The sequence below is a fragment of the Streptomyces sp. TLI_171 genome, assembly GCF_003610255.1.
GTDB lineage: Bacteria > Actinomycetota > Actinomycetes > Streptomycetales > Streptomycetaceae > Kitasatospora.
Genome location: NZ_RAPS01000001.1, coordinates 6,521,226 through 6,533,719, shown reverse-complemented (window position 1 = coordinate 6,533,719; position 12,494 = coordinate 6,521,226). Strand labels below are relative to the sequence as shown.

General features: G+C 74.6%; 13 protein-coding genes. 8 read left to right on the top strand and 5 right to left on the bottom strand.

Annotation, left to right across the window (positions count from 1 at the left end; all coding sequences use genetic code 11):
• Positions 1–9: 9 nt before the first annotated feature.
• Positions 10–792, bottom strand: coding sequence for an MHYT domain-containing protein (locus BX266_RS29100; protein WP_099904597.1), 783 nt, complete (start codon positions 790–792; stop codon positions 10–12).
• Positions 793–1,046: 254 nt separating this feature from the next.
• On the opposite strand from BX266_RS29100, the gene BX266_RS40245 reads away from it, so the two are divergent.
• Positions 1,047–1,169, top strand: coding sequence for a hypothetical protein (locus BX266_RS40245; RefSeq protein ID WP_259464907.1), 123 nt, complete (start codon positions 1,047–1,049; stop codon positions 1,167–1,169).
• A gap of 135 nt (positions 1,170–1,304) precedes the next feature.
• Here the strand turns inward: BX266_RS40245 and BX266_RS29095 are convergent, their stop codons facing one another.
• A complete protein-coding gene (locus BX266_RS29095) occupies positions 1,305–2,669 on the bottom strand; it encodes a cytochrome P450 (RefSeq protein ID WP_099904595.1) in 1,365 nt (454 codons plus the stop codon).
• 272 nt (positions 2,670–2,941) lie between these two features.
• Here BX266_RS29095 and modA point away from each other — a divergent pair, with 272 nt between their 5' ends.
• The 4 genes from modA (at position 2,942) to BX266_RS29075 (ending at position 7,048) form a co-directional block, all read left to right on the top strand.
• Positions 2,942–3,733 (top strand): molybdate ABC transporter substrate-binding protein, encoded by a 792-nt coding sequence (gene modA / locus BX266_RS29090; protein WP_099904593.1) that lies wholly within the window; start codon positions 2,942–2,944, stop codon positions 3,731–3,733.
• On the top strand, positions 3,730–4,569 hold the full coding sequence (locus tag BX266_RS29085; protein ID WP_099904591.1) for an ABC transporter permease: 840 nt from the start codon (positions 3,730–3,732) through the stop codon (positions 4,567–4,569). The genes modA and BX266_RS29085 overlap by 4 nt, the downstream gene beginning before the upstream one ends.
• Positions 4,566–5,624, top strand: a complete 1,059-nt coding sequence (locus BX266_RS29080; protein ID WP_099904589.1) for an ABC transporter ATP-binding protein — start codon at positions 4,566–4,568, stop codon at positions 5,622–5,624. The genes BX266_RS29085 and BX266_RS29080 overlap by 4 nt, the downstream gene beginning before the upstream one ends.
• A 506-nt stretch (positions 5,625–6,130) precedes the next feature.
• On the top strand, positions 6,131–7,048 hold the full coding sequence (locus BX266_RS29075) for a DMT family transporter (RefSeq protein ID WP_099904587.1): 918 nt from the start codon (positions 6,131–6,133) through the stop codon (positions 7,046–7,048).
• A 20-nt stretch (positions 7,049–7,068) separates the two neighbouring features.
• Here the strand turns inward: BX266_RS29075 and BX266_RS29070 are convergent, their stop codons facing one another.
• Both BX266_RS29070 and BX266_RS29065 read right to left on the bottom strand, forming a co-directional pair.
• Positions 7,069–7,833: an aminoacyl-tRNA hydrolase gene (locus BX266_RS29070; protein WP_180290652.1), complete on the bottom strand. Its 765-nt coding sequence runs from the start codon at positions 7,831–7,833 to the stop codon at positions 7,069–7,071.
• A gap of 17 nt (positions 7,834–7,850) precedes the next feature.
• Positions 7,851–8,768, bottom strand: coding sequence for a hypothetical protein (locus BX266_RS29065; RefSeq protein ID WP_143687024.1), 918 nt, complete (start codon positions 8,766–8,768; stop codon positions 7,851–7,853).
• 143 nt (positions 8,769–8,911) lie between these two features.
• Here BX266_RS29065 and BX266_RS29060 point away from each other — a divergent pair, with 143 nt between their 5' ends.
• The 3 genes from BX266_RS29060 to BX266_RS29050 all read left to right on the top strand — a co-directional run bounded on the left by BX266_RS29060 (position 8,912) and on the right by BX266_RS29050 (position 11,454).
• The gene (locus BX266_RS29060) at positions 8,912–9,283 is read left to right on the top strand and encodes a YbjQ family protein (protein ID WP_099904583.1); all 372 of its coding nucleotides are present in this window, start codon (positions 8,912–8,914) and stop codon (positions 9,281–9,283) included.
• 171 nt (positions 9,284–9,454) lie between these two features.
• Complete coding sequence (locus BX266_RS29055) at positions 9,455–10,345, top strand: RimK family alpha-L-glutamate ligase (protein ID WP_099904581.1); 891 nt, start codon at positions 9,455–9,457, stop codon at positions 10,343–10,345.
• Positions 10,342–11,454, top strand: coding sequence for an NAD(P)-binding domain-containing protein (locus tag BX266_RS29050; RefSeq protein WP_099904579.1), 1,113 nt, complete (start codon positions 10,342–10,344; stop codon positions 11,452–11,454). The genes BX266_RS29055 and BX266_RS29050 overlap by 4 nt, the downstream gene beginning before the upstream one ends.
• A gap of 7 nt (positions 11,455–11,461) precedes the next feature.
• Here BX266_RS29050 and BX266_RS29045 read toward each other — a convergent pair whose 3' ends face one another.
• Entirely contained in the window at positions 11,462–12,418 is a 957-nt protein-coding gene (locus BX266_RS29045; RefSeq protein ID WP_259464906.1) for a YafY family protein, read from the bottom strand.
• Positions 12,419–12,494 lie beyond the last annotated feature (76 nt).

Genomic DNA, 12,494 nt, shown 5'->3' with positions numbered 1-12,494 from the left:
GACGTCGGCTCAGGCGGCGCGGCCGAGGTCCTCGACGGCGAGTTCGCCCGCCTCGCGGTAGGCGGCGCGCTCCTGGGCGGTCGGGGAGAGCGCGACGAACGCGGAGGTGAGGAACAGGAAGGAGCCGAGGCCGACCGCGAGCGGGAAGACGAACTGCATCGGGGTGGCCCCGCCGAGACCGGTGCGGGCGGGCTCCATGTGAACGTGCACGGCCGCCATGCCGGTGTAGTGCATGCAGCTGACCGCGACGCCCATCACCAGCGAGGCCGCCGCGGCGGCGTACACGTTCCGAATGGTGACGGCGGCCCACAGCGCGGCGGTGGCGGCGGCCACCGCGATCAGCACCGAGAGCGCCACCGTGCCGACCTGGTACCGCAGTTCGCCGTGGATCCGGACCGCCGACATCCCGAGGTAGTGCATCGCCGCGACCCCCACCCCGGTGGTGAGCCCGGCCAGCAGCAGGCTGCGGCCGCGGTGCTGCCCGTACCCGACCACGAACACGCCGAGGCCGACCACGGCGATCGCGATCAGCAGGCTCAGGATGGTCAGCGGCACGTCGTACCGCAGGTCGGTGCCGTCCACGGTGAAGCCGAACATGGCGACGAAGTGCATCGTCCAGATCCCGGAGCCGATCGCGGCCGCGGCGGTGAGCAGCCAGTTCCGCCGCGAGGCGCCGGTGGCGGACAGCGCCCGAAGGGTGCAGCGCAGCCCCAGCGCGGCGCCGACGCACGCCATCACGTACGACAGCAGCGGTGTGAGCCAGCCGAAACTGAAATGGTCCATCGATCCCATCGGGTACCTCCCGCGAGGGCCTGTGCCCAAGCTCTTGTGGTCCAGGGACGGTGGACGCTACCCAGAGTTGATGAATGGTCACCGGAAGATGTGAAAAGCACCACGCGCTGTGGCGTTTGTGTGCTGAAATACGCTCCCGTATGCGCCGGGCTCACATTCACCCCCTCGCGCGCCCACCCCGCCCCCCGGGCCGACCATCCCCGCGCCAATTCCGCGTGCGCACCGCCGTTCGAACCCGGTAGCCTCCGCGTGCTGTGCGCCGGTTCAAGGTGGTCGGCCGTACTTCCACCACCGCCGACGCCGCCTGCGACGACTTCGCCGACGTGGACGCCGGCCGTACCTCCTACACCCTCTGCCTCGCCCGCCTCGGCCGCTGACGCCGGGCGCGTTCCGGCGCCTCTCCCGGGGCCCGAAGCACGCCGGCCTCAAGGCGCCCGCTCCTGCTGAGCAGAACGGCCGCCGCCCGCCCCCGTGTTCGCTCCGGGGGCGGGCGGCGGCCGTGCGGGTGGGCCTCAGGCGCGGCGGGTGAGCTTTACCCGGACCGGGCCGCGGACCTCCAGGGTGATGCCCTGGCCGAGCGGGACGTCCGTGTCGACCGCGGTGACCTCGAACTCGCGGAGCAGGACGGCAAGCGCGAGGACCGACTCCAGCATCGAGAAGTGCTGGCCGATGCAGGCGCGGGGGCCGCCGCCGAAGGGGAACCAGGCGTAGCGGTGGCGGGCGGCCTCGCGTTCGGGGGTGAACCGCTCGGGGTCGAAGCGCTCCGGGTCGTCCCAGTGCGCGGGGTGGCGCTGGGTGACGTAGGGGGCGATCAGCACGTCCGCGCCGGCCGGGATCTCGACGCCGCCGACGACGGTGGCGTTCACGGCGCGCCGGCCGATCGAGGGCGCGGCCGGGAAGAGCCGCATCGACTCCTTCAACACCTTTGTCAGGTAGGGCAGTTCGGCGTAGTCGGCGGCGGTGGGGCGACGGCCGTCGGCGAGCAGCGCGGCTGCCTCCCGGTGGGCCAGGTCCTGCTGCTCGGGGTGCTGGCCGAGCAGGTGGAGGGCGAAGGTCAGCGAGGTGGCGGTGGTCTCGTGGCCGGCCAGCAGGAAGATCAGCACCTGCTCGCGCAGTTCGGTGGCGTCGAGCTGGTTGCCGTCCTCGTCGCGCGCCTTGGCGAGCAGGGTGAGCAGGTCCTCGCCGTCGGCGGCGTCGCCGTCGGTGGCGCGGCCGGCGATGATGCCGTCGCAGACCTCGTACAGCGCGCGTTCGGCGGCCAGCGCCTTGCGGTGGCCGGGCAGCGGCCACTCGCGGGGCAGCCGCAGCGGGGAGAAGCCGCGGTTGCGGACGAACGCGCCGAGGATCGGGAAGGCGTGGTGGACGGTCTCCACGGCCTGCTCGACGTCCTGGCCGAACAGGATCCGGGAGACGGTGCGCAGCGCGAAGCGGTTCATCTCCTCGGCGAGGTCGACCACGCCGTCGGGGCTGTCGGCCCAGCGGGCGGCGAGCGCCTCGGTCTCCAGGCCGATCGCGTCGGCGTAGTTGTCGACCCGGCGGCGGGTGAACAGCGGCTGGACCAGACGGCGCTGGCGCAGGTAGTCCTCGTCCTGGGAGGTGAGCAGGCCGTTGCCGAAGCTGTCCCGGATCTCGCCGTAGAAGACGTTGTCCTTGCGGAAGTTGGCGGATTCGGTGGCCAGCACCTGCTGGGCGCCCTCGGGCGAGGAGACCAGGTAGATCTGGGCGCGCAGCCCGGGCGGGCCGGCCTGGATGCGGACCACGTCGCCGTGGTCGCGCCGGGCGGCGAGGTAGGTGGCGAGCGCGTCGCGCTTGAGGTCGAGCAGCGAGCCGATCAGCGGCAGTCCGGGCGGGCCGGGCGGCCGGGTGGCGGTGGTCATGGAGTTCCCCCTCCGTCAGCGGGCGAACCCCCGTGCGGGCGGGGTTCGCTGAAACCGCGTCAGTATCTCCCGGGCGGGCGGCGGCAGGCGAGGGTGCGCGAACCGTGACCACGGTGGGCTTGAGGCATTGCACATGCAACCCTTAAGTTCGGCTTAAGGTCGCTTGTGCGATGAGACAGCAGCCTCAGGCCCAGCAGTTGCGGCATTATGATCACCTGATCGCACCCCTACCCTCGCCCGCAACCGCCCACCACCACCAGGGGAAACCACCCATGCGCAGCGCCAGACGACTCCTCGCCGCCTCCGCCGTCCTCGCCCTCGCGGCCGGCCTGACGGCGTGCACCAGCTCCGGCAGCTCCACCTCGAACAGCTCCGCGTCGGCCCGCCCCGAGGTCAAGGGCACGGTGACGGTGTTCGCGGCCGCCTCGCTCAAGGAGTCCTTCACCGAGCTCGGCAAGCGCTTCGAGGCCGCCTACCCCGGCACCACGGTGACCTTCAACTTCGGCGGCTCCTCGGCGCTCGCCCAGAGCATCGTCTCCGGCGCGCCCGCCGACGTGTTCGCCGCGGCCAGCCCCGCCACCATGAAGACCGTCAGCGACGCCAAGCTGACCGGCGCCGACCCGAAGGTGTTCGTCAAGAACACCCTGGAGATCGCCGTCACCAAGGGCAACCCGAAGCACATCGCGGGCCTGAAGGACCTGACCGGCGTCAAGACCGCGCTGTGCGCCAAGGAGGTGCCGTGCGGCGCCGCCGCCGTCACCGCGCTCAAGGCCGCCGGCCTGAACCTCACCCCCGCCACGTACGAGCAGGACGTCAAGGGCGCGCTCACCAAGGTCGAACTCGGCGAGGTCGACGCCTCGCTCGTGTACAGGACCGACGTGAAGGCGGATGCTGCGAAGATCGACGGCGTGGACTTCCCCGAGGCCGCCCAGGCCGTCAACGACTACCCGATCGCCGCCCTCGCCAAGGCGCCCAACACCAACGGCGCGGCCGCGTTCCTCGGCTACGTCGGCTCCGCGGACGCCCGCCGGGTGCTCACCGAGGCCGGCTTCCAGGCGCCGTGATCCCCTCCCGTACCACCACCGCACCACACCCCCGGGGCCGGCGGCGGCCCCGGGGGGCCGCCCGCGTACCGGCCGCGCTGCTGCTGCCCGCGCTGCTCGGCCTCGCCTTCCTGGTGCTGCCGCTGCTCGGCCTGCTGGTCCGCGCGCCGTGGAGCGCGCTGCCCTCGCTGCTGACCGGCACCGAAGTCTGGCAGGCGCTCAAGCTGTCGCTGCTCTCCGCGACCCTCGCCACCGGCGTCTCCCTGGTGCTCGGCGTCCCGCTGGCCTGGCTGCTGGCCCGCACCGAGTTCCCGGGCCGGCGGCTGGTCCGCGCGCTGGTCACCCTGCCGCTGGTGCTGCCGCCCGTGGTGGGCGGTGTCGCCCTGCTGCTGGTGCTCGGCCGCAACGGCATCCTCGGCCGGTGGCTGGACTCCTGGACGGGCATCACGCTCCCGTTCACCACCGCGGGCGTGGTGCTCGCCGAAGCCTTCGTCGCCATGCCCTTCCTGGTGATCAGCGTGGAGGGCGCCCTGCGCGCCGCCGACCCGCGCTACGAGGAGGCCGCCGCCACCCTCGGCGCCTCCCGCCTCACCGCCTTCCGCCGCGTCACCCTGCCCCTGGTCGCCCCCGGCATCGGCGCCGGCGCGGTGCTCGCCTGGGCCCGGGCGCTCGGCGAGTTCGGCGCCACCATCACCTTCGCCGGCAACTTCCCCGGCCGCACCCAGACCATGCCGCTGGCCGTCTACCTCGCCATGGAGAGCGATCCGGAAGCCGCGATCGCGCTCAGCCTGATCCTGCTCGCCGTCTCCGTCGCCGTCCTCGCCGGACTGCGCGACCGCTGGATGTCCACCCCATGACCGCTGCCCTCGACGCCGAACTCCGGATCACCCAGGGCACGTTCACCCTGGACCTGGCCCTCGCCGCCCAGCCCGGCGAGGTGCTCGCCCTGCTCGGCCCGAACGGCGCCGGCAAGTCCACCGCCCTGCGCGCCCTGGCCGGGCTGCTCCCCCTGACGGACGGTCATCTCCGGCTGGACGGCGAGCCGTTGGACTCCCCGGCCGACGGCCTGTTCCGGCCCGCCGAGCAGCGCCCGATCGGCGTGGTCTTCCAGGACTACCTGCTGTTCCCGCACCTGTCCGCGCTCGACAACGTCGCCTTCGGCCTGCGCTGCCAGGGGCTCCGCCGCACCGCCGCCCGCGCCGAGGCGCTGCCCTGGCTGGAGCGGATGGGCCTGGCGGAGCACGCCGGACGCCGCCCCGCCGAGCTCTCCGGCGGCCAGGCCCAGCGGGTCGCCCTGGCCCGCGCGCTCGCCGTCCGCCCCCGCCTGCTGCTGCTGGACGAGCCGCTCGCCGCCCTGGACGCCCGCACCCGGCTCGACGTGCGGGCCGAACTGCGCCGCCGTCTGGCCGAGTTCGAGGCCGTCGCGGTACTGGTCACGCACGACCCGCTGGACGCCATGGTGCTCGCCGACCGGCTGGTCGTCATCGAGTCCGGCCGGGTCGTGCAGACCGGACGGCCCGCCGAGGTCGCCCGCCGGCCCCGCACCGACTACATCGCCCGGCTGGTCGGCCTCAACCTGTACCAGGGCACCGCGGACGGCCGCCAGGTCACCCTTCCCGAGGGCCAGGTCCTTTCCACCGACGAGGAGTTGACCGGCCCGGCGTTCGTCGCCTTCCCGCCCGACGCGGTCACCCTGCACCGTCACCGCCCCGAGACCAGCGCCCGCAACCTCTTCCCCTGCACCGTGGCGGGCCTCGACCTGCACGGCGACCGGTTCCGGGTCGACCTCACCGGTCCGCTCCCGCTGGCCGCCGACCTCACCCCCACCGCCGCCGCCGACCTCGACCTGACCCCGGGCACCCGGGTCTGGGCCGCCGTCAAGGCCACCCAGACCCACGCGTACCCGGCCTGACCGGCGGCCGCCGCGGCGCGGAGGTCGGCATCGGCCTGCTCGCCCCGTGCGCGCACCTGCTGTGCCCGGACTGCCTCGACGACCTGCGCGAGCGGGGCGGCGGCGAACAGCTGCCCGGCCTGCGGGACGGAACTCGGCACCCGCCGCTTCCTGTTCGGCGGCAAGCGGGAGGCGCCGCGCGACCAGGCCCCGCTGCCCAGAGGGACAGCCCGATCCGCCGGAACCGCGCGGCTCGGTGCTGCGCCCGCTGCGACTCCGGGCCCGGGACGAAAGCGCCGCCGATCCGGTCGCCGGCCTCGCTCCGCGCGGCTGACCTGCCGTCCGTCGCGGTCGCGTACAGTGTCGGGCATGCATCGCGGCGTCCTGCCACCTCCCGCCGTCTGAGCGGGCGGCCGGCCACTTCCTGAGCCCGCCCGGGCCCTGCTGTTCGTGCAGGCGTTCCCGGGCCGGTCGGTGCTGCCCGCTTCCATGGCCACCGACCATGACGGCTTTCCGGGAGTTCACCCGTGTTCTCGTTCCACTCCGCCCTGCCCGCGCGGCGGGGCCTGCTGTACGTCGCCCTCGCCGCCACCGCCTGGGGCACCGCCGGTGCGGCGGCCGCCCTGCTGTTCCGGCACAGCGGCCTGGGCCCGCTGGCGCTCACCTTCTGGCGTTCCCTGGGCGGCGCGGCCGTCCTGCTGGCGGTCCACCCCTTCACCGGCGGGCGGCGCCGGTCGCCCCGTCCGGCCCCGGCCCGGATCCTGCTGAACGGCCTCGGCCTGACACTGTTCCAGGCCGCGTACTTCCTCGCCGTCCGGTACACGGGGCTGGCCGTGGCCACGGTGGTCACGCTCGGCTCCGCGCCGGTGCTGGTGGCCGTCGGCGGACGGCTGCTGATGACCGAACGCCTGGGCCGCGCCGGGGTGTCGGCCGTGGTCGGCGCGGTGGCGGGCCTGGCGGTGCTGGTGCTCGGCGGCGGCCGGGACGCCGGGGCCGAACCGCTGGGACTGGCCTGGGCGCTGACGTCCGCCGCGGGCTACGCGGCGATCACCCTGGCCACCCGCCACCGGGCCCGCACCGGCACCCCGGACGACCCGGCGGCCACCACCCTGTGGTCGTTCACGGTCTGCGCGATCTGCCTGTTCCCGTTCGCCCTCGCCGAGGGCCTGCTCCCCGCGGGCGGCGGCGCACTACCGGCCACCCTGGCGCTGCTCGGCTACCTGGCCACCGTGCCGACCGCGCTCGCCTACGCGCTGTACTTCGCCGGCGCCGCGGTGATCCGCGCCGCCACCGCCTCGGTGATCGCGCTGATCGAACCGCTCAGCGCCATGGTGATCGCCGCGGCCGTCCTGGACGAACCCCTCACCCCGGCCGCCCTGCTCGGCACCGCCGTCCTGCTGCTCTCGGTCGCCGCCCTGGCCCGCAACGAGCTCCGCGCAACCTGACCCCGGCCCGCGACTGCGCGTCAACGGCCGTGCAGCGCCGGGTGGTAGGCGACGACGGTGCAGCTGCCGGGAGCGATCTCGGTGAAGCCGGCGTCGCGGACCACCGGGAGGCGGCCGTCGGTGAGGGCGGGCCAGTCGGCGGCGGAGGCGGTCCTGACGGCCAGTTGGAAACCGCTCTCCGCCCACTCCTTGCGCTGCGCCTCGTCCAGCTCCCACCAGGCCAGCTGAGCGGCGTGACCGGTCTGCGCCATGGTCTTGCCCGCGCTCATCTCCAGCTCGGGGTTGAGCCAGAGCACGGGGACGCCCTCGGGCGCGGGGCCGGGCGGCGCGGGGTCGTCGAGGTCGGTGCCGGAGACCTGGAGCTTGGCGAGTTCCTTGGGCCAGCCGTCCAACGGGATCGGCGGGAACACCCGCACCTCGGCGCTCTCCCCGGTGACGGTGATGCCGGGCAGCTCGCCCGCCTTGCGCCACTCGCCGCCGCGGGCCCGCCGCACCACCTTGCGGATCCGGGCGTCCTCCCAGGCCTCGACCCGCTCGGCCCACTCGCCGTCCGGACCGGTCGCCCGGGGGTCGGCGAGCAGGGTCAGCACGGCCCGCGCCGAGGTTTCCAGCGCGTCGGTCCGGGCGGGCGGTTCGGCGCGCTCCAGCCGGACCACCAGCGGCAGCACGTACTGCGGGCGGGTGTCGCGGTCCTCGGCGTGGCCGCCGACGGCCGGCGTGCCCTCGGCGGGCAGGTGGGCGTGGGCGGAGGCGGAGGCGGCGGGCAGGTCGAAGGGTGAGCTCACCCCTCCAGCATGCCAGTTCAGCGCCGGTAGCCCCGGGCGGGGTCGCGCTCCTCGGCGTCCTCGTAGCCGAGGAACCAGCCCTCGGGGTGGGTGGCGGCGAGGAGTCGGTCGATCCGCTGCCCGGCGTCGAGGTCGGAGTCCTCCTCGTCCGGGCCGTAGACGCCGAACAGCTCGTCGGCGCAGCCGTCCCAGTCGTAGTCGTACAGGTCGGCGGGGAGGTCGCCCATCATGTCGGCGACGGACTCCGGCTGCGCGCCGAGCAGCGACCGGGCGTCGGCGAGTGCGAGGCGCAGCGCGACGTCCTCGGCGAGGCAGCGCGGGAGCGGCCATTCTCCGAGGGCGAGGTCGTCGGCGAGGTCGTCGAAGGCCCGGGCGAAGGCGCGGCGCCAGCCGCGGTGGAGGTTCCAGGTGCGCTGCGGGAGGCGGCCGAGCACTGTCCACTCGGCTTCGTCGGCGACGGTGACCGGGTCCTCGCCGTGTTCGTCGAGGTCCTCGTAGGCCGCGTCGGCGAGACCGATCAGCTGGGTGTGCACCAGGCAGGCGGTGCGCGGGGTCAGCGTCCAGTCACCGGTGTCGCCGTCGTCGTCGAGCGGGAACAGCTCGGCGAAGTCGGGCGCGAAGTCGTCGGTGACGCTGATCTCCAGGGTGCCGCCGAGCGCCTCGATGCCGGGGATGGCGGCCACCAGGCGGTCCGGGTGGAGCAGCGCGCCGAGGGCCGCGTTGGGGTCCTCGGCGACTTCGCGCAGCAGTTGGCTGCGCTGGCCCTCGGGGTCGATCCCGGCGAAGTCCAGTTCTTCGACGGCCGCTTGTGCGGCAGCCCGCAGTGCCGGCCAGTCGGTGATCCGGATTCCCAGCACCACCGTGGCCTCGATCTCCTGCGCGTCGGAGTCCTCCGCCGCACCAGGCCCGTGTGGATGATCGTTTCGCTCGCCCATGCGACAAGGTTGACAAACCCGCGGTCCGGTGTCCATCGGCTCCCCGGAAACGGTGCCGGTCGGAGCGGGCGGCGGGCCGTCGAAAGCGATTTCCCGGCGCGCCGGGACGGCCATTCGCCCCGCATGTGGCGGAGGCTGGTGCCATGAGCGATCTGAACGAGTTCGGTGGCGGGCAGGACCCGTCCGGCGGGGTCATGGTGGTGACCACGAACGACGTGCCGGGGCACCGGGTTGAGCGGGTGATCGGCGAGGTCTTCGGTCTGACGGTGCGTTCGCGGCACATCGGTTCGCAGATCGGCGCGGGCCTGAAGTCGCTGATGGGCGGCGAGTTGAAGGGCCTCACCAAGACCCTGGTGGAGACCCGGAACCAGGCGATGGCGCGGCTTGTCGAGCAGACCAAGGCGCGCGGCGGCAACGCGGTGCTGATGATGCGGTTCGACGTCAGCGAGGCGGCCGACGTCGGCACCGAGGTGTGCGCGTACGGCACGGCGGCGGTCATCGCCCCGCTCGGCTGAGCCGCCGCGGGGCCCCGCCGCAGAGCCCGCCGGGCCGCAACCGAACGGTTCCGACCGCCCTTCGGCCACGTAACGGTCATACCGTCTGACAGTGCGTAATACCGGTTGACACTGCTCACGGGTGCATAAGAGTCTCGCTGCGCACCCTTCCGCGCACCGCCAGGAGCCCCCGTGAGCACCCCGCTGTCTTCGCCCGTCCGCCGTCCCGCCCGGGTCGCGTACGCCACCTGCCGGGGTGTGGACGACGTGGAGACGCTGCCGGTGCTGGCCGCGTTCGCCCGGCTCGGGGTGAGCGCGGAGGCGGTGCTCTGGGACGACCCGGCGGCCGACTGGGCGGGCTACGACCTGGTGCTGATCCGCAGCGTGTGGGACTACATCCTGCAGCGGGACGCCTTCCTGGCCTGGGCCCGCCGGACGGCCGCGCTGACCCGGCTGGCCAACCCCGTGCCGGTGCTGGAGCGCAACACCGACAAGACCTATCTGCGCGAGCTGGCCGCCGCGGGCGTGCCGGTGGTGCCGACGCGCTGGGTCGCGCCGGGCGACGAACTTCCCGCCCTGGACTGGCCGGAGGTGGTGGTGAAGCCCACCGTCTCCTCCGGCGCGCGGGACACGGTGCGCACCGCCGACCACGCCGAGGCGCTGGCGCACGTCGGCGCGCTGACGGCGGCGGGCCGCACCGCGATGGTGCAGCCGTACCTGGCGATGGTGGAGGACGAGGGCGAGACCTCGCTGCTGTACCTGGGCGGCGAGTTCAGCCACGCGGTGCGTCGCGGCCCGATGCTGGGCGGCGGCTTCGCGGACGTCCCGCGCGAGCCGGAGGCCGACCAACTGGCGCTCGCCGAGCGGGTGCTGGACGCCGTGGCGGAGCGCTCGGAGCTGCTGTACGCCCGGGTCGACCTGGTCCGGACGCCGGACGGCGCGCCGGTGCTGATCGAGCTCGAACTGACCGAGCCGCGGCTGTTCCTCGGCCTGCACCCCGCGGGTCCCGACCGGCTGGCCGCGGCGGCGCTCCGGCTGCTGCCGGGGAACACCCGCCCCCCGGTCGATGTTTCACGGGCGTGACTGTTCAAGGTGCAACCAGTGAGTCGGCGGCCGTCCGCGAGGTGGACGCGCTGGTGATCGGCGCGGGTCAGGCCGGCCTGTCCGCCGCCTACCACCTGCGCCGACGCGGCCTCGCGCCGTACACGGGCTTCGTGGTGCTGGACGCCGACGACGCGCCGGGCGGCGCCTGGGCGCACCGTTCGCCGTCGCTCACCATGGCCACCGTGCACGGCTTCCACGACCTGCCGGACTTCGAACTCCCCGTCACCGACCCGGCCACCCCGGCCCGGGTCGCGGTGCCGGGCTACTTCGCCGCGTACGAGGCCCGGCACGCGCTGCCGGTGGTCCGCCCGGTGAAGGTGCTGGCGGTGCACGACCGGCCGGACGGGCGGCTGCTGGTGGAGACCGACTCCGGCGACTGGCTGACCCGCGCCCTGCTGAACGCCACCGGCACCTGGACCAGGCCGTTCCTGCCGCGCTACCCGGGCCGCTTCGCGGGCCGCCAGCTGCACTACGCGGACTACCGGGGCCCGGCCGAGTTCGCCGGCCAGCGCGTGCTGGTGGTCGGCGGCGGGGCGTCGGCGATCCAGGTGCTCTCCGAGGTCGGCGCGGTCGCCGAAACGGTGTGGGTGACCCGCACTCCGCCGGTCTACCACGAGGGGCCGTTCACCCCGGAGTTCGGCCGCGAGGTGGTCGCCAAGGTGGAGGAGCGGGTGCGGGCCGGGCTGCCGGTGCGCAGCGTGGTCTCGGTGACGGGCCTCGGTCCGAGCGTCGCCCACCGCCGCGCCGAGGAGCTCGGCGTGCTGCACCGCCGCCCGATGTTCGACCGCCTGACGGAGCACGGAGTCGCGTGGGGCGAGCAGGAGTTGGCGGTGGACGCGATCATCTGGGCGACGGGCTTCCGGGCCGAGCTCGGCCATCTCGCCCCGCTCGGGCTGCGCGCCCCGGGCGGCGGCATCCGGATGGACGGCACCCGGGTCGCCGACGACCCGCGGATCCACCTGCTCGGCTACGGCCCCTCGGCCTCCACGGTCGGCGCCAACCGCGCGGGCCGGGCGGCCGTCAACGACGTGGTCCGACTGCTGCGCGATGCGGCGGCGCCGCGCGAGCAGGCGCTCGCCGACGCCTGACGGGTCGTCAGTCCGCTGCGGCCGCCGTCAGCCGGGCTGCCAGCGCCGCCACCGCCGACCGGAGTTCGGGCCCGCCTTCGACCCGGAACGGGAACGGCACCGCGGCCAGCCACTCCCCCGCGTACATCGCGGGGTTGCGGGTGCTGCCGATCAGGACGCACCGCTGCCCGGCCGGTTCGAGGCGTCCCATCACCGGGCCGACCCACGGCGCGACCTGCTCCAGCGGGGCGTCGAACACCACCCGGGTGGGGTGCGCCCAGCCGGTGCCGAGGTGCTGTTCGAGCAGCGCGACCGGGTCCAGCTCGGCCGGCATCGTGAAGGCGGTGGCGGTCGGTTCGGCGGCCCGCACCCGGTCGATCCGGTAGGTGCGCACGGCGTCCGAGCGGTGCGAGTGGCACAGCAGGTACCAGCGGGCCCGACGGACCACCACCGCCCACGGGTCGACCTCGGCCCGCCACTCGTCGCCGCGCTCGTTGCGGTAGCCGATCACCACCCGCCGCCGGGTGGCGATCGCCTCCACCAGGGTGCCGGTGACGGCGGGGTCGGGGTGCGCCGGGTACGGGTCGGGCGCGGCGGCGGCGTGCTCGCGCAGCACGGCGGCCTGGCGGGCGATGGGTTCGGGCAGCGCCCGGACCACCTTGCCGAGGGCGGCGCCCACCAGGTCGCCGGGGTCGGTGGCGGCGGGCCGGCCGTCGAGCACGGCCATCACCAGGCCGAGCGCCTCGTCCTGGGTGAAGGAGACCGGGGGGAGCCGGGTGCCGCGCCCCAGCCGGTAGCCGCCGTACGGGCCGCGCTCGGACTCCACGGGGACGCCGGCCTCGCGGAGGATCGCGACGTAGCGGCGGGCGGCCCGGTCGGTCACGCCGAGCTTCTCGGCGAGCTGCTCGGCGGTGGTGCCGGGCCGGTCGCGGAGGACCTCCAGGGCGCGCAGCGCGCGGGCGGTGGGGCTGGTTCCGGTGGACACACCGAACACCCTACGCATTCAGGAAGCCGATCGTCCGCAATGCTCCCTAGCCTGGGTGGTGACCTGCTCGAACGAG